This window comes from Tistrella bauzanensis (genome assembly GCF_014636235.1).
GTDB lineage: Bacteria > Pseudomonadota > Alphaproteobacteria > Tistrellales > Tistrellaceae > Tistrella > Tistrella bauzanensis.
This window is the reverse complement of the sequence record NZ_BMDZ01000043.1, coordinates 1-20,703: the sequence shown is the minus strand read 5'-3', so window position 1 is coordinate 20,703 and position 20,703 is coordinate 1. Positions and strand designations below refer to the sequence as shown.

General features: G+C 65.2%; 18 protein-coding genes. 10 read left to right on the top strand and 8 right to left on the bottom strand.

The window, feature by feature from the left end:
- Nucleotides 1-26 precede the first annotated feature (26 nt).
- The gene (locus IEW15_RS16665; RefSeq protein WP_188579937.1) at nucleotides 27-899 is read left to right on the top strand and encodes an ABC transporter ATP-binding protein; all 873 of its coding nucleotides are present in this window, start codon (nucleotides 27-29) and stop codon (nucleotides 897-899) included.
- On the top strand, nucleotides 896-2,731 hold the full coding sequence (locus IEW15_RS16660; RefSeq protein ID WP_188579936.1) for an AMP-dependent synthetase/ligase: 1,836 nt from the start codon (nucleotides 896-898) through the stop codon (nucleotides 2,729-2,731). Before IEW15_RS16665 ends, IEW15_RS16660 begins: the two co-directional genes overlap by 4 nt.
- Nucleotides 2,732-3,194: 463 nt before the next feature.
- Here IEW15_RS16660 and IEW15_RS16655 read toward each other — a convergent pair whose 3' ends face one another.
- A complete protein-coding gene (locus IEW15_RS16655; RefSeq protein WP_188579934.1) occupies nucleotides 3,195-3,398 on the bottom strand; it encodes a DUF1127 domain-containing protein in 204 nt (67 codons plus the stop codon).
- 510 nt (nucleotides 3,399-3,908) lie between these two features.
- Between IEW15_RS16655 and IEW15_RS16650 the strand changes: the two genes are divergently transcribed.
- Nucleotides 3,909-5,129 (top strand): ABC transporter substrate-binding protein, encoded by a 1,221-nt coding sequence (locus IEW15_RS16650; RefSeq protein ID WP_188579932.1) that lies wholly within the window; start codon nucleotides 3,909-3,911, stop codon nucleotides 5,127-5,129.
- A 225-nt stretch (nucleotides 5,130-5,354) separates the two neighbouring features.
- Nucleotides 5,355-5,807: an Rrf2 family transcriptional regulator gene (locus IEW15_RS16645; RefSeq protein ID WP_188579930.1), complete on the top strand. Its 453-nt coding sequence runs from the start codon at nucleotides 5,355-5,357 to the stop codon at nucleotides 5,805-5,807.
- Here IEW15_RS16645 and IEW15_RS16640 read toward each other — a convergent pair.
- The gene (locus IEW15_RS16640; protein WP_188579928.1) at nucleotides 5,780-6,634 is read right to left on the bottom strand and encodes a nucleotidyltransferase domain-containing protein; all 855 of its coding nucleotides are present in this window, start codon (nucleotides 6,632-6,634) and stop codon (nucleotides 5,780-5,782) included. The genes IEW15_RS16645 and IEW15_RS16640 overlap by 28 nt on opposite strands.
- A gap of 113 nt (nucleotides 6,635-6,747) precedes the next feature.
- The gene (rtcR, locus tag IEW15_RS16635) at nucleotides 6,748-8,379 is read right to left on the bottom strand and encodes an RNA repair transcriptional activator RtcR (RefSeq protein WP_188579926.1); all 1,632 of its coding nucleotides are present in this window, start codon (nucleotides 8,377-8,379) and stop codon (nucleotides 6,748-6,750) included.
- Between the two features lie 225 nt (nucleotides 8,380-8,604).
- Between rtcR and IEW15_RS16630 the strand changes: the two genes are divergently transcribed.
- The gene (locus IEW15_RS16630) at nucleotides 8,605-9,849 is read left to right on the top strand and encodes an RtcB family protein (protein WP_188579924.1); all 1,245 of its coding nucleotides are present in this window, start codon (nucleotides 8,605-8,607) and stop codon (nucleotides 9,847-9,849) included.
- 13 nt (nucleotides 9,850-9,862) lie between these two features.
- Here the strand turns inward: IEW15_RS16630 and IEW15_RS16625 are convergent, their stop codons facing one another.
- From IEW15_RS16625 to IEW15_RS16605, 5 genes are all read right to left on the bottom strand, one after another.
- Nucleotides 9,863-11,269, bottom strand: coding sequence for an SLC13 family permease (locus tag IEW15_RS16625; RefSeq protein ID WP_188579922.1), 1,407 nt, complete (start codon nucleotides 11,267-11,269; stop codon nucleotides 9,863-9,865).
- A gap of 176 nt (nucleotides 11,270-11,445) precedes the next feature.
- The gene (locus IEW15_RS16620; protein ID WP_188579920.1) at nucleotides 11,446-12,426 is read right to left on the bottom strand and encodes a branched-chain amino acid ABC transporter permease; all 981 of its coding nucleotides are present in this window, start codon (nucleotides 12,424-12,426) and stop codon (nucleotides 11,446-11,448) included.
- Nucleotides 12,426-13,289 (bottom strand): branched-chain amino acid ABC transporter permease, encoded by an 864-nt coding sequence (locus IEW15_RS16615; RefSeq protein WP_188579919.1) that lies wholly within the window; start codon nucleotides 13,287-13,289, stop codon nucleotides 12,426-12,428. Before IEW15_RS16615 ends, IEW15_RS16620 begins: the two co-directional genes overlap by 1 nt.
- Nucleotides 13,286-14,002 (bottom strand): ABC transporter ATP-binding protein, encoded by a 717-nt coding sequence (locus IEW15_RS16610; RefSeq protein WP_188579917.1) that lies wholly within the window; start codon nucleotides 14,000-14,002, stop codon nucleotides 13,286-13,288. Before IEW15_RS16610 ends, IEW15_RS16615 begins: the two co-directional genes overlap by 4 nt.
- 27 nt (nucleotides 14,003-14,029) lie before the next feature.
- Entirely contained in the window at nucleotides 14,030-14,818 is a 789-nt protein-coding gene (locus tag IEW15_RS16605) for an ABC transporter ATP-binding protein (RefSeq protein ID WP_188579915.1), read from the bottom strand.
- Between the two features lie 697 nt (nucleotides 14,819-15,515).
- On the opposite strand from IEW15_RS16605, the gene IEW15_RS16600 reads away from it, so the two are divergent.
- From IEW15_RS16600 to IEW15_RS16580, 5 genes are read left to right on the top strand one after another with little or no spacing between them, the layout of a single operon-like run.
- Complete coding sequence (locus IEW15_RS16600; protein WP_188579913.1) at nucleotides 15,516-16,958, top strand: hypothetical protein; 1,443 nt, start codon at nucleotides 15,516-15,518, stop codon at nucleotides 16,956-16,958.
- Nucleotides 16,942-17,763, top strand: a complete 822-nt coding sequence (locus tag IEW15_RS16595) for a hypothetical protein (protein ID WP_188579911.1) — start codon at nucleotides 16,942-16,944, stop codon at nucleotides 17,761-17,763. The genes IEW15_RS16600 and IEW15_RS16595 overlap by 17 nt, the downstream gene beginning before the upstream one ends.
- On the top strand, nucleotides 17,764-19,092 hold the full coding sequence (locus IEW15_RS16590) for a coiled-coil domain-containing protein (protein ID WP_188579909.1): 1,329 nt from the start codon (nucleotides 17,764-17,766) through the stop codon (nucleotides 19,090-19,092).
- Nucleotides 19,079-19,354: a hypothetical protein gene (locus tag IEW15_RS25975; RefSeq protein ID WP_229708180.1), complete on the top strand. Its 276-nt coding sequence runs from the start codon at nucleotides 19,079-19,081 to the stop codon at nucleotides 19,352-19,354. Before IEW15_RS16590 ends, IEW15_RS25975 begins: the two co-directional genes overlap by 14 nt.
- A gap of 57 nt (nucleotides 19,355-19,411) precedes the next feature.
- Entirely contained in the window at nucleotides 19,412-20,362 is a 951-nt protein-coding gene (locus IEW15_RS16580) for an IS481 family transposase (RefSeq protein ID WP_188579908.1), read from the top strand.
- The last annotated feature ends 341 nt before the right edge of the window (nucleotides 20,363-20,703 follow it).

The following is a 20,703-nucleotide window of genomic DNA, read 5'->3' as shown; positions in this document are numbered from 1 at the left end:
CGGCCCCCGATCTGGAAGTCCGCCCGATGACCATTGCCGCATCCCGTTCAGATCCCGCAGGCAAGGCAGGGGATCACGCGCCGCCGCTGCTCGACATCGAGAATATCGAGGTCGTCTATAATCACACGGTCCAGGTGCTGCGCGGTCTGTCGATCCGGGTTGCACCCGGCGCGATCGTGGCCCTGCTTGGCGCCAACGGGGCCGGCAAGTCGACGACCCTCAAGACCGTGTCCGGCTTGATCCGGCTGGAGAATGGCGGGCTGACCGCCGGCCATATCCGGTTTCGTGGCCATGAGGCCTGGGGGCGGGCGCCCGACAGCCTGGTGCATGATGGCCTGTTCCATGTGATGGAGGGCCGGCGGGTGTTCGAGGATCTGACGGTCGAGGAGAACCTGACCGCCGCGACCTATGCCCGTAAAGGCGGCCGGCGCGCGTCCGGTGGCGATGCGGGCGATCCGATCGAGATGGTTTATGGCTATTTCCCGCGGCTGAAGGAACGCCGCAAGGGGCTGGCCGGCTATCTGTCGGGTGGCGAACAGCAGATGCTGGCCATTGGCCGCGCCCTGGTTGCTGATCCGCAACTGATCATGCTGGACGAGCCGTCGCTGGGTCTGGCGCCGATGGTGGTGGAGGAGATCTTCTCGATCGTGCTGCGGATCAACCGCGAGCGCGGGACGGCCGTGCTGCTGGTGGAGCAGAACGCCGCGATCGCGCTGGCGGTTGCCGATTACGCCTACATCATGGAAAGCGGCCGGGTGGTCATCGACGGTACGCCGGCCGAGCTTGCAGCCAACCAGGACGTCCAGGAATTCTATCTGGGCCATGGTGGCGAGGACGGTGCCGGCCGGTCGTTCCGGGACATCAAGCATTACAAGCGGCGCAAACGGTGGCTGTCATGACCGAACGGGAGCAGGCGCGCAAGCCGGAAACCATGGCGGTGCCGGTTCTGACCATGCCGCAGATGCTGCGCGAACATGCGCGCCACCGGCCGTCGGCACTGGCGATCCGCCAGAAGGATTTCGGCATCTGGCAGCCGATCACCTGGTCGGGCTATTTCGAGCGTGCCCGCGCCTTTGGCCTGGGGCTGGAGGCGCTGGGGGTGACGGCGGGCGGCCATGTCGGCGTGCTGTCGGAAAACCGCGCCGAATGGGTGATCGCCCAGATGGGTGCCGGCATCATTCATGCGGTCACGGTCGGGGTCTATCCGACCAGCCCGGCCAATGAGGTCGCCTACGTTCTGGCCCATGCCGATGTCGACGTGGTGGTGGTGGAAGACCAGGAACAGGCCGACAAGGTGCTGGACTGCCGGGCGGACCTGCCGCGGCTGCGCCGGATCGTGGTCGTCGATATGCGCGGGCTGAAGGCCTATGACCACCCCGACCTGATCCCGTTCGACGAGGTCGAGCGACTGGGTGCCGAACGCCACGCGGCCGAGCCCGAACGGGCCGACCGGCTGCTGGATGCCCAGACGCTGGATGACACGGCACTGATGATCTACACCTCGGGCTCGACCGGCAAGCCCAAGGGCGCGGTGATCACCTGGCGCAACATCGTTCACGTTGTGCCGGGGCTGATCGCGCGGCTGTCGCTGGACCGCGCGGCATCGAGCCTGAGCTATCTGCCGCTGTGTCATGTGGCGGAACAGGCGATGACCAATTTCGCGCCGGTCTATCTGGGCAGCCTGATTTCCTTTGGCGAAAGCCTGCGCACGGTGCAGTCGGATTTGCGGGAAGTGGCGCCAACCTTCTTCATGGGCGTGCCGCGGATCTGGGAAAAGCTGCATGCCGCCATCCATATCAAGATGGCCGAGACCGGGGGATGGCGCAAAGCGCTCTATGACCGCGCGCTTGCCGATGGCATGGCGTTGGCCTACAAGCCGCGCCGGCAGTGGACCTCGGCCGAACGGCTGCGGTTCCAGATCTGGTATCTGCTGGTCTATCGTGCCCTGCTGAATTTCATCGGGCTGCGGCGCACGCATATCGCCCTGACCGGTGCGGCACCGATTTCAACCGACATCCTGCGTTTCTTCCGGGCGATCGGCGTGCCGCTGGTCGAGGTTTATGGCCAGACCGAAACCGCCGGGGTGGCGCTGGGGCAGTTGCCCGAGGATCCGCGCCCCGGCACGGTCGGCACGGCGGTCGACGGGGTGGAGGTGAAGCTCGATCCGGCCACCAGTGAAATCCTGGTGCGCGGCGGATCGGTCTTTGCCGGCTATTACAAGAACGAGGCGGCGACCCGCGATACGATCCGCGATGGCTGGCTGCATACCGGCGATGTCGGCGAGGAGGTCGACGGCCACATCCGCATCGTCGACCGGATCAAGGACATCATGATCACCGCCGGCGGCAAGAACCTGTCGCCGACCGAGATCGAGAACGCGGTCAAATCCAGCCCCTATCTGAAGGAATGCGTGGTCATCGGCGATCGGCGTAAATTCGTCTCGGCGCTGATCCAGATCGATTACGACACGGTCGCGCGCTGGGCCGAGGAACAGGGCATCGCCTACACCACCTTCCGGTCGCTGGCCGAGAACCCGCGTGTGCGGGCGCTGGTGGAGCAGGAAGTGGCCCGCGCCAATGCCGGTCTGGCGCCGGTCTCGCATGTTCGCCGCTTCCATCTGCTGACCAAGGAACTGGACCACGATGACGACGAGGTCACGGCGACGATGAAAATCCGGCGCAGCAATGTCTATCGGAAATATGCCGACACCATCGAGGGCCTGTATGCCTGATCTGGCGCCGGCACCTGATGCGATCTGCGCCGTCGAGGGGGGATGCTAGACAAAAAAACGGCCCCGACGGGGGAGGCGTCGGGGCCGTTCATGCGGGGTCCGGTTGGCTTGCGGCAGCGACGCAATGCCCCTGGGGAGGGGGCCGACGGGCGGGCCGAGGGAGGGCGGCCGGGCCGTCGTTCAGAGCATCGCCGGGGGATCGCAAGTGGGGATCAACCGGCTCCGTCGTCTGGTGTCGCGCAGCTCTCGTGCCCCTGAGGGAGGGCAGGGGGCGAGGCGCAGCAGACACCGTCCTGGTGTTGGAGCCCTATACCGAGGGAGGGCGGCGGAGGGCTCCGGTCGTCTGAAGCGGGGGAAGCGCTTCAGTTAGGCGCGTCGTCGGGCCGAGGGAGGGCAGCCTTTCGACGCGAAACTTGCCGTGTCTCCGACCAGGCAGCGGGCCGATCGGAGACAGGTCTGCCGGTCAGGCGCCGAAGCCGGCGGCCTCATGGCCATGGCGGCCATGCGAGGCGACCGAGCGGATCTCGCCACGCGAGATGCCGATATCGGCCAGCATGCGGTCGTCGAGCGACTTCAGCTCGGCATAGGTCCGACGCTCCAGGCGCCACCGGACCGTCCGGGCGATCAGGTTCTTGAGCGAGATGACGCCGGGAATGAAGGCGGTCATGACTTTGGTCTCCTTGGTTGCGCCGTCATCGTCCGAGTGATGCCTCTCGACCGGTCGCGTGCCGGCGGGGGCCGGTCGCGGTTGCTGGGGGCTCGGTCGGGGCGCCTCGTCGGCGGCGCGTCGTATCGTTTCGATGAGCTAGAGATACGCCTGATCGATCGGTTCCGGGAGGGGTCTATTTCGCACTGCAACAATGCAGCTTCTGCATGGCACCAGACCCGTGCGCGATCTGCACGGCCCGTCCATCGTGCCTGCGGCGAGTGATCGGGCTTTGGGAGCGGGCATGTGCCGTGCATAATGAGGCCAGCCGGAACCGGGGAGGCGCGCCGGCACCCGCCATGAGGAGATGGTGACGGGTGCGGGCGTGCGTGGTTCATGGCTGTCGGACCGGCGGCATCAATGGGCTGCGGACACTGCGGCACTCATATGGTGATGCGGTGTCGGACATGCCGGCCACCCGGTTCCGATCACAATGACGATCGCAACCAAAATACGAGAGATGGGGAAGCGATGAAGCTCAATCCGATCCGGACCGCCACGGCGGCCGTTGCAGCCACGATGATCGTCGCCGCGGCACCGGCCTGGGCGGCCGGGGGCAAGATCGGCGCCCTTATGCCGCTGACTGGCGACCTGCAGGCCTATGGCGTGGCCTCGGTCACCGGTGCCGAGCTGGCGCTGGAAGAGATCAACAGCCAGGGCGGCCTGCTTGGCGGCAAGCTCGGCCTTGAGGTCGCCGACACCCAGACCAATGCCCAGGCGGGCGTTGATGCCGCCCAGCGGCTGGTGTCGGTGGCGGGTGTGAACGGCCTGGTCGGCGCGTTGTCGTCGGGCGTCAGCATTCCGGTGGCGACCACTGTCTCCGCCACGCGGTCGGTGCCGCAGATTTCGCCGGCGTCGACCTCGCCGGTGATCACCTCGCTGGACGACAAGGACTTCATGTTCCGCTCGGTGCCGTCCGATGCCCTTCAGGGTACCGTGATGGGCAAGCTTGCAGCCGATGAGGGCTACAAGACCGTGTCGATCATGTACATCAACAACGACTATGGCCAGGGTCTGGCGGAAGAGTTCACCAAGACCTTCGAGAAGAATGGCGGCAAGGTCGCGGCTACGCTGGCCTTCGAGGCTGGCAGCGCATCCTATCGCGGCGAGCTGACCAATGCATCGAAGGATGGCGCCGAGGCTCTGGTGCTGATTGCCTATCCTGAGAATGGCACCACGGTCGTGCGGCAGGCGCTGGAAGAGGGCCTGTTCAGCAAGTTCGTGTTCTCCGATGGCCTGAAGGCGCCCGAGATGTCGGCGGCGATCGGCGAGGAGTATCTGAAGGACACGGTCGGCATCGCGCCGGAAGCCCTGGCCGACAGCCCGGCCGCCAAGCTGTTCCGCGAGGCCTATGAGGCGAAGTACAAGGAACTGCCGCCGAAGCCCTATATCGACACCACCTATGATGCGGTCTATGTCCTGGCGCTGGCCATGGAGAAGGCCGGTTCGACCGATGGCACCAAGATCCGCGACGCGCTGCGCGAGGTCGCCAATGCGCCGGGCGAGAAGGTGATGCCGGGTGAGTGGCAGAAGGCGGTGGCGCTGATCAAGGAGGGCAAGGACATCGACTATGTCGGCGCATCGGGTTCGCTCGATTTCGATGCCGCGGGCGACGTGTCCGGCACCTTCGCGATCTATGAGTTCAAGAACGGCACGGTCGAGACGCGCGAGATCGTCGAGCCCAAGCTCTGACCATCGACAATCCGACAAGCCCGGCATGCCGGTTCCGGCATATCGGGGCCTGCGGTCCGACGAAAACGGCAGCCGGTGCGAACCGGCTGCCGTTTTCATGCATTTAGGGGTCGGCTGGCCTACACAGACAGGCATCAGCGATATATCTTAAAGATGCACCGTCTCTTGAAGATGTACCGTCGTGTTTCGCGCCGGCCTGTCCCGCCGTCGAAGGCTCCGATTGTCATGCGTCTGACCACGTTTTCCGACTATGCGCTGCGCAGCCTGATCTTTGTGGGGGTGGCACCGGGGCCGCTGGTGACCATCGGCCAGATTGCCGAGGCCTATGGCATCTCGCGCAATCATCTGATGAAGGTGGTCCACCAGCTTGGCCGGCTGGGCTATCTGGAGACCGTGCGCGGCAAGGGCGGCGGGCTCAGGCTGGCCCGCCTGCCGGCCGATATCCGCGTGGGGCAGGTGCTGCGCGAGACGGAACGGGACAGCAGCCTGCTTGAGTGTTTCGAGCCGGGTGGCCATTGCGCGATCCTGCCCGCCTGCACCCTGCGGGGCGCGCTGGCCGAGGCGGAAGAGGCGTTCTTTGCCCATATGGACCGCTATACCCTGGCCGATCTGATCCGGCCGCGCTGCGATCTCGCGGCCCTGCTGCGGCTTCAGGTGCCGGCCATTGATGCGGCGTGAGCCAGGGCAGGGGTCTGGCTCAGCACCGTGGCGTGGAAGAATGCCGCCGCATCCTCTTTAGCCTCTGCCGGCATGGCGACGCGCTCGCCGGGAAAATATGTCCGCGCGCGCGTGAATTCGCTGTCGATGAAGGCACCGATCACCGGATCGAGCGGCGCGCTGCCTAGCTCATGGCTGACCGTCTTGCGCGCCAGCAGCGCCTCTGCCACTGCCCTGACCTCTGCCGGCACCTCGCCTTCCGACATCAGGGTCTGGAACTGCATCGGTGGGAACTGTGCCTGCGGATGCAGGCGCAGCCATCTGAGCGCCATGGCCGGCCGCAGCGCATAGAAGATCTTCTTCTGCGGCACCGATCGGCCATCGCCAAAGGCCGTGGCACGCTGGTGTTCACCCAGATGCAGATAGTGGCGGGCGATCAGGGCCGGGTTGGCATGACGTTCGGCGAGATCGAGAAAGGCCTGCCGGAACCGGTTGTCGCCGCGATAGATCACCGGTGACATCAGCCATTCCAGGATCACCGCATTGCCCTTCACCAACAGGTGCAGGGCCTTGCCCAGATCCCAGCCATTGACGTCGAAAATCGCATCCAGCGGGGTTTCGATCACGTCGCGGGGCGGCCAGGGCGTCAGATACTGGTCGAGGCTGCGGACATAGACGAAGCGGCAGTCATAGTCGCTGTCGGGTGATGGAAAGCCCCAGGCCCGGCTGCCGCTTTCGATGGCGAGCGGAATGGTCACCCGATGATCGCTGCACAGAGCGTCCAGTCGCCGGTCGATCTGACCGACAATGACGGGGTCCATGTCCGGGGCGATCTGGCGCAACGACATTGCAGACCTCCGACTGGTGAATACGGGCCGCCAGCATGCCCCAACCTCCGGTCGCGGACCAGCCACAGTGGCGATGTCCGCATGAAACGCCCGCTAGTGACGGCACCCGTGAGTTATGGCGCGCCGTCTTCGACGCCCGGCGTGGCAGCCTTGATCGCCGCCCAGTCCAGGCCGAAGCGCGCCAGATATTTGCGCAGCCGGTCGGCGTCATTGGGCGCGGTCCTGGCGGCGCGGGAGACGGGAAACAGCATCCGGCCGGCGGCGCTCAAGCTCGGTGCGGTCCGGCAGACCCGCACCACCTCGGCAAGCTGCACCCGGTCGAACGGGTCGATCATGGCCAGCCGCCCGGCATCGAGCACGGCCGACAGATCATCGGCCGGGGCAGGCGGCGCGGCTGCCCGCCATTGGCTGGCCAGCCGCGCGATTTCCTCGATCACCACGGCTTCGGTGATCCGCCCTGATGGGGCCAGTGTTGCCATGCGGGTGATCGAGGCGCCGAGATCGCGGAAATTACCGGGCCAGAGTGCTGTGGGGGCGGTTGCGAAGGCCAGATAGCGCTGCCGCGCCTCGCGATTGAACGACACCTGCCGGCCCTCGCGCTCGGCATGGCGGCGCAACTCGACATCGATATTCGGGTCGATGTCTTCAGGGCGCGCGCGCAGGGCCGGCAGATCGACGCTCCACAGATTGATCCGGGCCAGCAGGTCATCCCGGAAACGGCCGGCACGCACTGCCTGGCCAAGATCGCGATTGGTGCCGGCGATCAGTTGGAACCGGCTTTCCACCTCGCGATCACTGCCGACCGGCAGGAAGCGGCGATCTTCGACCGCGCGCAGGATCATGGCCTGTTCGTCCAGGCCCAGTTCGCCGATTTCGTCCAGAAACAGCACACCGCCGTCGGCGGCTTTCAGCAGGCCGGAGCGGTCGGTGATGGCCCCGGTGAAGGCGCCGCGGACATGCCCGAACAGGGCCGACATCGCCGCGTCGCCGCGCAGCGTGGCACAGTTCACCTCGACCAGCGGCCCCGCGATCTGCCGGCGGGCCTTCTTCAGCGCATAGATCCGCCGGGCGAGTTGTGATTTGCCGGCACCAGTCGGGCCGGTCAGCAGCACGGGTGCCGACGACCGGATCGCCACCTGTTCGATGCGGTCGATCAATTGGTTGAACGCGGCATTGCGCGTTTCGATACCGGCTTTCAGGACCGACACGCCCTCGGCTTCCTCGGCGCGGAAGCGTGTGGCGATCCGGTCATAGCGCGACAGGTCGATATCCACGATGGTGTGGCTGCCGGGGCTGTCGTCACGATCACGCGCCCGGGGCGGCGAGATCTGCAACAGCTTTGCCGGAATGTAGCGAGCCTCGACCAGCAGGAACCAGCAGATCTGCATCACATGAGTGCCGGTGGTGATGTTGATCAGATAGTCTTCCGTCTCGGTATCGAATGGATAGCGGCGCGCGAAATCATGCAGAGCCGCATAAACCTCTTCCAGATCCCACGGGTTGGTCAGCGATATCAGATGCGGGCGCAGGGTCAAAGCCGGTGCCACCTCGGCGATGTCACTGGCCAATTGCTGATACAGACCCTGCGAATGGGTGTCATGGATCAGTTCCAGCCGATCGAGCCCGATGGCGGCCGCCTGCTGGCAGAGCGAGATGGTCGGTCGCCATCGCTTCCAGCGGGCAGGCATGCGGCCGGCATCCAGCGTTGTGCCGACAAAACCCAGAGCGACGCGGCGCTTGGCCATTGCGATGATCCCATAGGATAAGCAACGAGATAGAAAGATAATTCACGCGGCCAACACAGGATGCAAGCCCGATGCATGCGGCTGCTGTTTATAGATGTCGGAACAAGGCGTTATGGCGTAGCGCGCGCGGTCGGGCCTGAACCGGCACGCTTCTGGCAAAGCCGGCCCTGTTGACACCTCTTGAGACGACCACCGGGCAGCCGCCCGACCAGAAGGATCAGAACCATGAGCGGCAGCTATGATCTGTTGAGCCAGGTTTATGAACCCGCGCGCCATGCCGGTGCCGCACCGGTGAAGATGTGGACCCGGGGCGTGCCGGTGGCCGAGCTGCCGATGCAGCAACTGCTGAACACGGCCTCGCTGCCCTTCATCTACAAATGGCTGGCGGTGATGCCCGACGTCCATTTCGGCAAGGGATCGACCATCGGATCGGTGATCCCGACCCGGGGCGCGATCATTCCGGCGGCAGTGGGGGTGGATATCGGCTGCGGCATGATGGCGGTGCGCAGCTCGTTGACCGCGGCCGATCTGCCGGACACGCTGGCGCCGTTGCGCACGGCGCTGGAGCAGGCCGTGCCGCATGGCCGCCGTGTCGGGCGCGGCAAGCGCGATACGGGATCCTGGGCGGTGCCGCCTGAGGCCGCCACCCGTGCCTGGGCGGATCTGGCACCGGATTTCGACCGGATCACCGATCGTCATCCGGCGCTCGCCAAGGCCAATGCGCTGGTGCATCTGGGCACGCTCGGCACCGGCAATCATTTTCTGGAAATGTGCCTGGATGAAGCCGACCGGGTCTGGTTCATGCTCCATTCCGGATCGCGCGGCGTGGGCAACATGATCGGCACCCATTTCATCGCCCTGGCCCGGCGCGAGATGGAGCGGTTCTTCATCAACCTGCCCGATGCCGATCTGGCCTATCTGGCCGAGGGCACCGAGCATTTCGACGATTATGTGCAGGCGGTGGACTGGGCGCAGCGCTTCGCCATGGCGAACCGCGCGGTGATGATGACCCACGCGATCGCGGCCGCACGCCAGGTGTTCGATCGACCGTTCACGGCGCATCTGGAAGCGGTGAACTGCCACCACAACTATGTGGCGCGTGAGCGGCATTTCGGCCAGGAGGTGCTGGTGACGCGCAAGGGTGCGGTGCGGGCGGCCGAGGGTGTGATGGGCATCATCCCCGGATCGATGGGGGCGAAATCCTTCATCGTCCGCGGGCGCGGCAATGCCGACAGCTTCTGCTCGTGCGCGCATGGTGCCGGACGGGTGATGTCGCGGACCGAGGCTCACCGTCGCTTCACGCTGGATGATCATCTGCGCGACACCGCCGGTGTCGAATGCCGCAAGGATGCCGGGGTTCTGGACGAAACTCCGCGTGCCTACAAGGATATCGACGCGGTGATGGCGGCTCAGGCCGACCTGGTCGAGATCGTCCACACGCTGAAGCAGGTGGTGTGCGTGAAGGGGTGAGGGGCCCCGCCTGTCAGATCACGCCGATCAGGCGCAGCCACAAGGCCTGCAACGGCCACAGGATCAGGATGGTGATGGCGGCGGTGATCAGGCACAGCCGCGCCACATCCCGCGCCGGCAGCGGCCCGATCAGGATCGCCATCATCAGTGGTGGCGCCTGATAGGGCAGAACGACGGTGGAGAATCCGGCGACCTGGGCCGCCAGAATGGCGGCGGGGCTGAGCCCGGTGGCGGCGCTGAGATCGCTGGTGAGCGGCGTGAGGACCGCCGGCACGCCGGACAGGGTGGTTGCAAAGGCGATCGCAGTTGCAAGCCCGCTCATCCGGGCGAAATTGCCGATCGCCTCACCCGGCACCAGCCCGGCCGCATCCAGCAGCACGCCGGCCAGCCAGCCGCCGAGCCCGGCATGGACGATCAGCGCCCCGAGGCCGATGATGCCGGCCGCATAGAACACCGGCTCCATGTTCAGCGTCTGCAGGGCACGCGGCGGCAGGAAGCCCGATCGCGGGATCAGGCAGATCACCGCCACCGTCATGCTGATCCAGGCCGGCGAGATGTGGTGCAGCGCGTCGGTCATCCAGAAGCACAGCGCCAGACACAGCAGGCCCGCCAACCGGCGCTGCGCCCTCGTCATCGGCTCCGGCGTTGCCGGTCGGCCGGCCATTGCCACCCGGTCGCGGCCATAGAGCGCCAGCAGCACACCCGCCAGCACGACCGTCTTCAACAGCCCGAGCACCGGAAAATTCGTCACCAGATAGGACGAGAACGTCGGCACCGGCCCTGATGCCGCCTCGATGATGCCGACCATCACATTGTTGGGCACATTCGCGGGCAGGATGGTGAAAGAGGGCAGGAAGGTGCCGATCACGCCCGCCAGCATCAGGCCGGTGTGGCGGCGCGTGCCGGCCGTGAAGCCCAGATGCTCGCCCAGAGCGGCCAGAACCGGCAGGATCAACACGATCCGGCCCATGGCCGAGGGCATCAGGAAGGCCATGACCAGCCCGAAGATCAGGCAGCCGATCAATGCGCCGCGATAGGTACCGCCCACCCGCCGGGCCAGATGGCCGGCGATATAGGCGCCGAGCCCGCTCTGGCGCACCGCGACCCCGATCACCAGCCCTGAGAAGATCAGCCAGAAGGCCGAGGAGGTGAGCCCTGAGAACACCACCTCGGGCGGTGCCAGCCCGGTGAGCATCGCAATGGTGAAGAAGCCGAGAGCGGTGACCGCTTCAGGCAGCAGCCCGGTTGCCCACAGCCCCAGCGTCGCCACCACCAGCGCGGCGGCGGTGGCCGCCTCTGCCGTCAGCCCGCCGGGATGCAGGCCCAGTTCCGGCAGCGCGCGCACGCTCAACGATGCGATCAACAACAGGCCGGCGATGATGGCGGGCAGACGCGGATGGCGGGCTGAAGCGGCGGGCATCAAGGTCTCGGTCTCCGTGCGGAACTGCGAGACCATAGGATTTCCGGTTCCGGTGCTGCCTGCAAACGCCGGTATGCCATGGCAGGGATGCGCAGCGGTCGGTGCGCATCCCGAAACAGGAACGGGGATGGCACGATCGCCATCCCCGTTCCCGGCTTTCTTGATCAGGTATCCGGTCAGCGCACCATGCGGCGGTGCGATTTCGGGTCCGCCTGCGCGGTCCGGCCGCGACGATACAAGCCTTCTTCCGACAGCAGACCGGCGGGGCGGGTCAGCAGGATCACCTGCAACAGCACGCCGATCAGCAGCAGACGCAGCGCGCCGGCCTGGGTCGTCAGGCTGGCCGGCAGAACCTGGCTGATGATGAACTCGCTGCCCGACCACAACACCCAGATCGCGAAGGCGCCAAGGATGGCACCGCGATTGTTGCCGCTGCCGCCGGCGATCAGCATCACCCAGACCAGGAAGGTGCCGACCTCGGGCATAAAGGCTTCCGAGCTGATGAAGCCAATGAAATGGGCATAGAGCCCGCCGGCCAGCCCCATCAGCGCCGCACCGAACACGAAGGCCTGGATGCGGAAGCCGACGACGTTCTTGCCGGCGGCCGCTGCCGTGTCCTCATTCTCGCGGATCGCCCGCAGCACCCGGCCCCAGGGCGACAGGCGGGCGCGTTCGATCAGCAGATAGACCACCACCACCAGCACCAGAACCAGTGCCAGATAGCCCAACTCGAAATAGCCGCTGTTGAAGAATGGCCGCGGAATGCCCGGCACGCCGCGCACGCCATTGGTCAGCCAGGCCTCGTTCTTCAGGAACAGGCGAACGATCTCGGCGATGCCGATGGTGGCGATGGCCAGATAATCGGCGCGTAGATTGAGACAGATCAGCCCGATGAACAGGCCGAGCAGCCCGGCCACGATCATGCCCCCGATCAGCCCGATCGGCAGTGGCAACCCGAAACCGCCCAGATAGGTGCTGCTGGGCGGGCCGGTCAGGATCGCCGAGGTATAGGCGCCCAGCGCATAGAAGGCGACGATGCCGAAATTGAACTGTCCCGACAGCCCCCACTGCACGTTGAGCGCCAGACAGACGATGGCATAGATACCAACCGAGGTGAGGAAAAACACCGCATAGGTGGTAAGGCCCCCCATTTCCATCAGACCTTCCTCCCCGCGAACAGGCCGGTCGGGCGGACCAGCAGCATCAGAACCATGATGGCGAAGGCGACCGCCGGCTTATAGGCCGGCGATATGAAGGTGGTCGACCATTCCTGCACGATGCCGATCACCAGCCCGCCGGCGATGGCGCCGTAAGGGCTGCCGATGCCGCCCAGAATGGCGGCCGCGAACACCGGCAGCAGGATGTTCCAGCCCATGGTCGGGTGCAGGCGGGTGTCCATGCCAAGCAGCACGCCGGCGGTGGCCGCCAGCGCGATGCCGATGCCCCAGGTCCAGACCACGATCCGGTCGACCGAGATGCCGGTGACCTGCGCCAGATCGCGATTGTCGCTCATCGCGCGCATCGCCTTGCCGACCCGGGTCTTCTGCAGGAACAGATGCAGCGCCAGCACCAGGGCCGCGGCAACGCCGACGATCATGAAATGCGCCGGCTTGATCCGGAAATCGCCGAAGCGATAGGGCATCTGGATGCCCGACTGATAGACCTGGGTTTCCGAGCCGAACACCATCTGCAACAGCGCCCGCAGGATCAGGGCGGTGCCCACCGACGAGATCAGCAGGATGACCGGCTGGGTCTTGCGCAGCCGGCGATAGATGGTCTGGTCGATGGCGATCGCGAACAGAACCGCGCCAGCGGCGCCGAAGGGCAGGGCGATGATCGGCGGCACGCCGAAGGTGGTGACAATGCCCAATGAGAGATAGGCACCCAGCGTCATGAAGTCGCCATGGGCGAAATGTGGAAAGCGCAGGATGGCATAGATCAGCGACAGGCCCACCGCGCCCAGCGCGAAGATGCTGCCCAGAACAATGCCATAGATGGTGAGCTGAATAAGATCGGTCATTCTGCCTGACCTCCGCCCAGGAACATCTCGGCCACCTCGCGATTATCGAGCAAGGCCGACCCGGTGTCGGTGAAGCGGTCGCGGCCCTGGACCAGAACATAGCCGCGATGCGACATGGCCAGAGCCTGCTTGGCGTTCTGCTCGACCATCAGGATGCCGACGCCCAGTTTGTTGATTTTGATGATGTTCTGGAACATCTGATCGATGACCGCCGGCGCCAGGCCCGCGGTCGGTTCGTCCAGCAGCAGCAGCTTGGGTTCCAGCATCAGCGCCCGGCCCATCGCCACCATCTGGCGCTGGCCGCCCGACAGCGATCCCGCTGGCTGGCGGCGCTTCTCGCGCATCACCGGGAACAGGTCATAGATCCGCTCCATGGTGGGGCGGAAATCATCACGGCGGATGAAGGCGCCCATTTCCAGGTTTTCCTGAACCGTCAGGGTCGGGAAAACATTGTTCTCCTGCGGCACATAGCACATGCCGTGATGGACGATGCGGTCGGGCCGCAGATTGGTGATATCGGTGCCCTGAAAGCGGACATGGCCCTGGCGGATCTTCACCAGGCCAAACACCGCCTTCATGGCCGTCGACTTGCCGGCACCGTTGGGGCCGATGATGACGACGATCTCGCCCTCATCCACCCGCATGTTGATGCCGTTCAGGATGTCCACTTCGCCATAGCCGCCGCGGACGCCCTCGACTTCGAGCAGAGCCATTCTGTTCCTCGTTCGACTGCGTGTGCGTCACGCCTTGCGGCGGAAGGCTTCCGGATCACCGGCCGATCCCAGATACGCATCCAGAACCGTCTGGTTGGCGCGGATCTCGGCCATGGTCCCCTGGGTCAGCACGGTGCCCTGCGCCATCACGATCACCGGATCGCACAGTTCCGCCACCAGGTCCATGTCATGCTCGATGATGCAGAAGGTCATGCCGCGCTCGCGGTTGAGCGTGCGGATGACATCGGCCAGCTTGACCAGCAGGGTGCGGTTGACACCGGCGCCCGGTTCATCCAGCAGCACCAGCTTGCAGTCGTCGACCATCATGGTGCGGCCCAGTTCCAACAGCTTCTTCTGCCCGCCGGACAGGTTGGCCGCCAGCTCGCCGGCAACATGAGTGATCTCCAGGACGTCGAGCACCTCCATCGCCTTGCGGCGGATAACGGCATCCTGTCGCTTCACCCGGCCCCAGGCGGTCCAGGCGGCGATCAGGCTTTCGCCCGCCTGATCCGGCGGCACCATCATCAGGTTTTCGAGCACCGTCATCCGGCCCAGCTCATGCGGGATCTGGAAGGTGCGCACCACGCCCATGTCGAACAGCCGGTGCGGCTTCATGCCGGTGATGTCGCGGCCTTCCAGCAGCACGCGGCCGCTGGTCGGCGGCAGCGCACCGGCGATGATGTTGAACAGCGTGCTCTTGCCGGCACCATTGGGCCCGATCAGGCCGGTCACGGAACCTTTCGGCACGTCGAGCGAGCAGTCATCGACGGCCGCAAGGCCCCCGAAGCGCTTCACGAGGTTTTGTACGGAAATCAAGGCCGACATCGCTTCCATATGTCGAAGTTGGCCGCATGTCGCCGCATCGTCCCGCGGGGGCCGGACGGCGGGCGACGGTTGCCCCTGATGGAATGCTGCGCGCTCAGGTTTCGCGCGTCCAGCCGTTACATGATCGGACAGGCTTGCGGTGCATCATTTCCCCCCAGCACCGGGCCGATCCGTGCCCTCCCTGGAAGGCTTCGGACCTAAGTAACCAAACCGCCGCGTGGTGGCAACACCGAAACCAGCGCCCTGCGTTCGACATCGATTCCGAGGTTTCGGCCGCATGTTTCGCCAATTCAGGCGGCAGTTTGCGTCCTGTTTATTTCAGAGGGGCATGTCGCGGTCTGGGCGGTGGATCAGAATCATGCCGTTGTGCACCGCAAAAGAAATTTTGTGCGCCGGCAGACCGTCCTTCGACCTCACTTTGTTCAAGAATTGGTATACCGAAGCGCAGCTTCTCATTGCGATCATCCTGTGGGGGCAGGCACGGCGCCGACCGCCGCATGCAGGGCAGAGCCGGCCTTTCGACCGTCACGTCCACATCCATAACATGAAATATATGTCATAACATGCGACTTAAGATTGCTGTATCGCGGCGAATTCGCCGACATATAATGCAGCGCTGAAGCGCATTCGCCACCGGGTTGCCGGGTGCTGCACAGGTCTCCTTTATGGCAACGATGGGCTGTCATACATGCTGAAGTCGGCACTGAGCCGTTTGACCGGCACCCTGCACCGACCGGTGCATGTCAATCGACCCTCGCTGCAGGTCTTTCCGGCACTGGACGTGACCCGTGTCGCCACCGAAATGCGGCTGGAGGCCGAAGGGCGGGCGCGAGGGGCGGCGGAGCAGCCACCGACAGACAGCCTGGTCCCCGACGACATGGAAGCGCGGGTGGCGGAAGAGGTGAACGCCCAGAACAACCGCGCCTATGAAATCTATGAGGAACAGCTTCACACTTATTCCGAGCGGCTGGCCGGATTGGCTTTCGAGGACCGCTTCAACGAGATCCGGATGGCCGCGCCGGAATGTCTGTCGGAATTCCGCGCCGAGGCGGCGAAGGGGCTGGACGAGCTTCACGGTCTGCGCCGGCATCTGCGCGAGACCGAGGCCGAGCGCGACGACTTCCGATCCCGCCACGGATTGAAACGGGTGGCGCGGGTGCACACCCCCCTGCGTCACAGCCTGTCGATTGCCGTTATCGTGCTGCTGCTGCTGATCGAGACGATCGCCAATGGCAGCTTTTTGGCGGTCGGCAATCAGGCGGGGCTGCTTGGTGGCGCCTCGCAAGCATTCTTCTTCGCGGCACTCAATATCGGTGTCGCCTTCGCACTGGCCTATTGGGGCGTGTCTTGCCTTGCGCATCGCCACGGCGTCATCAAAGGCATCGGCATTCTGGCGTTGCTGCTGTATGTGATGCTTGCGACAGTGATCAATCTGGCCCTGGCCCATTACCGGGAAGCGGCGGAGGTGCTGGCCGATGATGCCGGGCGCGAGGTGATGCGGCGGCTGGTCGAGGCGCCGTTGGTGATGGCCGACATCCAGTCGTGGATCCTGTTCGGCATCGGCCTGCTTTTTTCGGTGCTGGCCTTTGCCGATGGCTGGCAGTTCCGCGACCCCTATCCGGGCTATGCCGGCGTGCAGACCCGGCTGGATGCGGCCCGCGCCGCCTATACCAGCCGCAAGATCGCCCTGATCGACACCCTCGACGACATCCGCAAGGACTATACCGAGACGCTGGGCGAGGTGAGCCGCGACCTGTCGGAGCGGCGCAAGGATTACGACGCCATCATCGCCAACCGCCAGCGCCTGCAAAACCTGTTCGAACAGTCGCAGGTGACCCTGGATGCCGCCGGCACCGCTCTGCTCCGGATCTATCGCGGCGCCAATCAGGCGGCGCGCACGACAGCGCCGCCACCACGGTTTTCCGAGGGCATAGGGCTTCAGCGCATCCCGGCCACGATCTCAAGGCTGGACGAGACCGACCGCGAGGCGCTGAACGCGGCGATCCGCAGTGCCCAGCAGGTGCTGGAGGCGGGCATCGTCGAGATCAACGATGCCTTCGCGCAGGCCGTGGAGAAATACCGCCAGCTCGATACCCTGGTGCGGGAGGCCGAGGATGGCACGGCGGCGTAGACGGCGTGGCGCCGCCCGTGATGTCGGCGGCCTGATCTGGCTTGCCGTGGTGACCCTGGCGGTATGCGGAATCCTGGGGGGCGGCGCCTATCTCTGGGCGACCAGCACGCCGCAGCCCGATCTGGACCCGGTGACCCTGTGCCCGGTCGATGGGCCGCGGGCGATCACCGTGATCCTGATCGACAGTTCCGACCCGCTGCCCGACCTCACCCGGCGCGAGGTGCTGGCGCATCTGTCGGACCTCGCCACCACCGCCCCGGAACATAGCCGGGTGGATCTGCGGGTTCTGATGCCGGAGGCGGCCGAAAGCCGGTTGCTGTTCAGCCGCTGCAATCCGGGTGACGGCAGTGGCCTGGATGAGTGGACAGCCAATCCGGCCATGGCCCGCAAGCGCTGGGTCGCCGCGTTCGAGACGCCGCTTGCCGAGGCACTCGACGAGGGATTGGCGCCGGTCGAGGGCGCGGTCTCGCCGATCATGGCGGCCATCCAGCAGATTGCTGTCGACAGTTTCACCGGCCGGGCGGTGAAGGATCTGCCCAAGACCCTGGTCGTGGTATCGGACATGATCGAGAACACGCCATCTTATTCACAGTATCGCGGCGATCTGTCGTTTAGCCGCTTTGCGGCCTCTCCGGCCCATCGCCGCTATCGCACCGATCTGAACGGTGCTGCGGTGACTCTGTTCTATCTGGAACGGGCGACGGCACGGATCGACAGCGTTGCCCATGTCGAGTTCTGGGCCCGATGGGTGAGCGAGAATGGCGGCAGTTTCACGCGGGCGCGCAAATTGCAAGGAGCCGGGTGAATGGCGGAGCATCGCGCCGAGACCCTGACCGGTCCGGTCGTTTTCGGGCTGTTCGTGATCGCCGGCATGGGCTTCATCGGCACGGCCAAGCTGCTGATGCTGGGGCCGGTTCCAGTGACCGGCCTGCCGGTCGCGATGATGCTGATCTATGCCGGCTGTCTGATGGCCTTCCGGCGGCTGCGGCTGCGCAGCGATCAGGCGGGCGACAACCTGTATTACATGGGCTTCCTGTTCACGCTCACCAGTCTTGGCGTGTCGCTCTATCAGTTCACGGCCGATGGCTCGGCCGACGACATCATCCGCAATTTCGGCATCGCTCTGGGCTCGACCATCGCCGGGGTGCTGCTGCGGGTGATGTTCAACCAGATGCGGCCGGATCCCGTGGAGGTGGAGCATGTGGCGCGCATCGAGATGTCCAACGCCGCGCGCCGGCTGCGCCGCGAACTCGACGACACGGTGCGCGAGTTGTCGCATTTCCGCCGTGCCACCGAACAGGTGATGGCGGAAGGCTTCGACGAGATCCTCACCACCACCCGCACGGTTTCCGAACGCCTGCTGGCCGAGATTACCGAGACCAGCCAGCGCGTGGCCCAGCCGCTGGAGGCCGCCTCGCAATCGTCGCGTGCCACACTCGACACTCTGACCACCCGGGTGTCCGACACGCTGGGGGGTGCCGCGCGCAAGCTGGCCGATGATACCGACGGGCTGTCGGCCAATGCCGGACGGGTGTCGTCGTCGCTTGCCGCGACCGCCGAGCGGCTGACCGCGATGCAGACACCGGAACAGGTGATCCAGATCCGGCTTGAGCCGGCGGTGGAGGCGCTTGCCGCCGCTGCCCGGTCGGTCGGCGCCAGCACGCGCGAGAACACCGAGGCACTGGCGACGGTTCTGGCACGCAGCGACGCCCAGACCGCCGCCCGTGATGCGGATGTCGCCCGGCGCGACGAGGCCCGCGATGCGCTGATGAGCCGGCTGGAGGCCACATTGGGCCAGACCGCCGCGGCGTTGAGCGCCCTGAATACGCAAAGCGAGACCCAGGCCCACCGCCACGAGGCTGAGGCCGCACGCATCATGGGCGCGGTGTCGGGGCTGGCTGCCACCACGGCCGCCGATCGGGTGCGCGACGCCGCCCGCGACGATGCGCGTGACGCCCTGCTGCGCGAGGTGGCCGCGGTGATGCAGGCGACGTCGCAGCGCGTGGTGGCGCTGGCGGCGCGGGCCGACAGCCAGTCGGCCGAGACGGTCGCCATGTTCGAAACCATCCAGAGCGTGCGCGGACAGTTGGATGCATTGCAGGCCGAAAGGGCCGCCGACGATGCGGCGCAGTGATGCCGGCTTCTCCCATGGTGGCCCAGCCGATGGCGGCCCATCCGATGGTGGGGTGCGGGGCAATGCCGCATCCTATCGCCGTGGCATCGTGCTTGGCCTCACCATGGCCGAGATCATGCTGCTGCTGGTGTTCTGCCTGATCATCGTGGCATCGGCGGTGTTCGCGCGTGATGCCCGCACCATCGCCCGGATGCGCGACGATCTGGCCGTGGCGCGGATCGAGCGCGAGCGTCTGCTGGCCGAGGCGCAGGTGATGACCTAGATGTTTGGTCCCGGCATTTGATGGTGCATTATTCAGCCAGGAATGGAAGGATGCACTATGGGACAAATTTTACACGGGAGCGCCCGCACGACAGCGGCAGTCCATCGAGCGATACAACATAGTCAAGAGAGCCTGAGGGTGCTGGCGAAGCGCTATGGCATCAACCAGAAGACAGTTGCCAAGTGGAAGAAGCGCACGGCGGTCAAGGATCTGCCGACGGGCCCGAAAGATGCTCATTCGACGGTGCTGAGCATCGAGGAGGAAGCGATCATCGTCGCCTTCCGCAAGCACACGCTGCTACCACTGGATGACTGCCTCTACGCCCTGCAGGCGACGATCCCGCACCTGACCCGCTCGTCCCTGCATCGCTGCCTGCAACGGCACGGGATCAGCCGATTGCCCGAAGTCACTGGAGACAAGGAGCCGAAGCGGAAGTTCAAGACCTATCCGATCGGCTACTTCCACATCGACATCGCCGAAGTGCAGACCGCCGAGGGCAAGTTGCGCCTGTTCGTCGCGATCGACCGAACCAGCAAGTTCGCCTTTGTCGAGCTGCACGAGAAAGCCGGCAAGGTGATCGCTGCCCAGTTCCTGCGCAACCTGATCGAAGCGATCCCCTATGCGATCCACACGGTGCTGACCGATAATGGCATCCAGTTCACCAATATGGCGCACCATAAATACGCCTTCCACCATATCTTCGATCGGGTCTGCGACGAACATGGCATCGAGCATCGCCTAACCAAGGTGAAGCACCCGTGGACCAACGGTCAGGTCGAACGCATGAACCGGACCATCAAAGAGGCGACCGTCAAACGCTACCATTACGACAGCCATGCCCAACTGACCGCTCACCTCCACGACTTCATCGACGCCTACAATTATGAGCGTCGATTGAAGATCCTCCGCGGGCTCACGCCATACGAGTACATCTGCAAATGCCGGACAACCGAGCCAGATCGCTTCAACCTAAACCCGCACCATCAAATGCCGGGACCAAACACCTAACCTTGGAACCGCGAGCGTTTGCGTGCCAGATGGGAAAAAAAGCCCGCCAACTCCGCTTCTGCGCGGAGCTGGCGGGCTGTCTTCACTTCTCTTTACGAACCCCCTTGAATGGGGTGCCGTCGCGTTTGCCGTCCATGAAGCGCCCGGTATCGGTGTCCCGCTTGGTCCAGGTCGCAGTTCGTGGATTATAGACCTGAGATCGGTCGCGGACTGCACCATTCCGGTGTCCGTCGCCTGCCGGAGGGTTGGTTGCCATTGTTGAGCCTGTTGCAGAATGGGCTCCAACCCTGTCGATGTCCGCTTGCCCCCGCGCTGCGGGGCTGATTCCCTCGGGTGAGGTG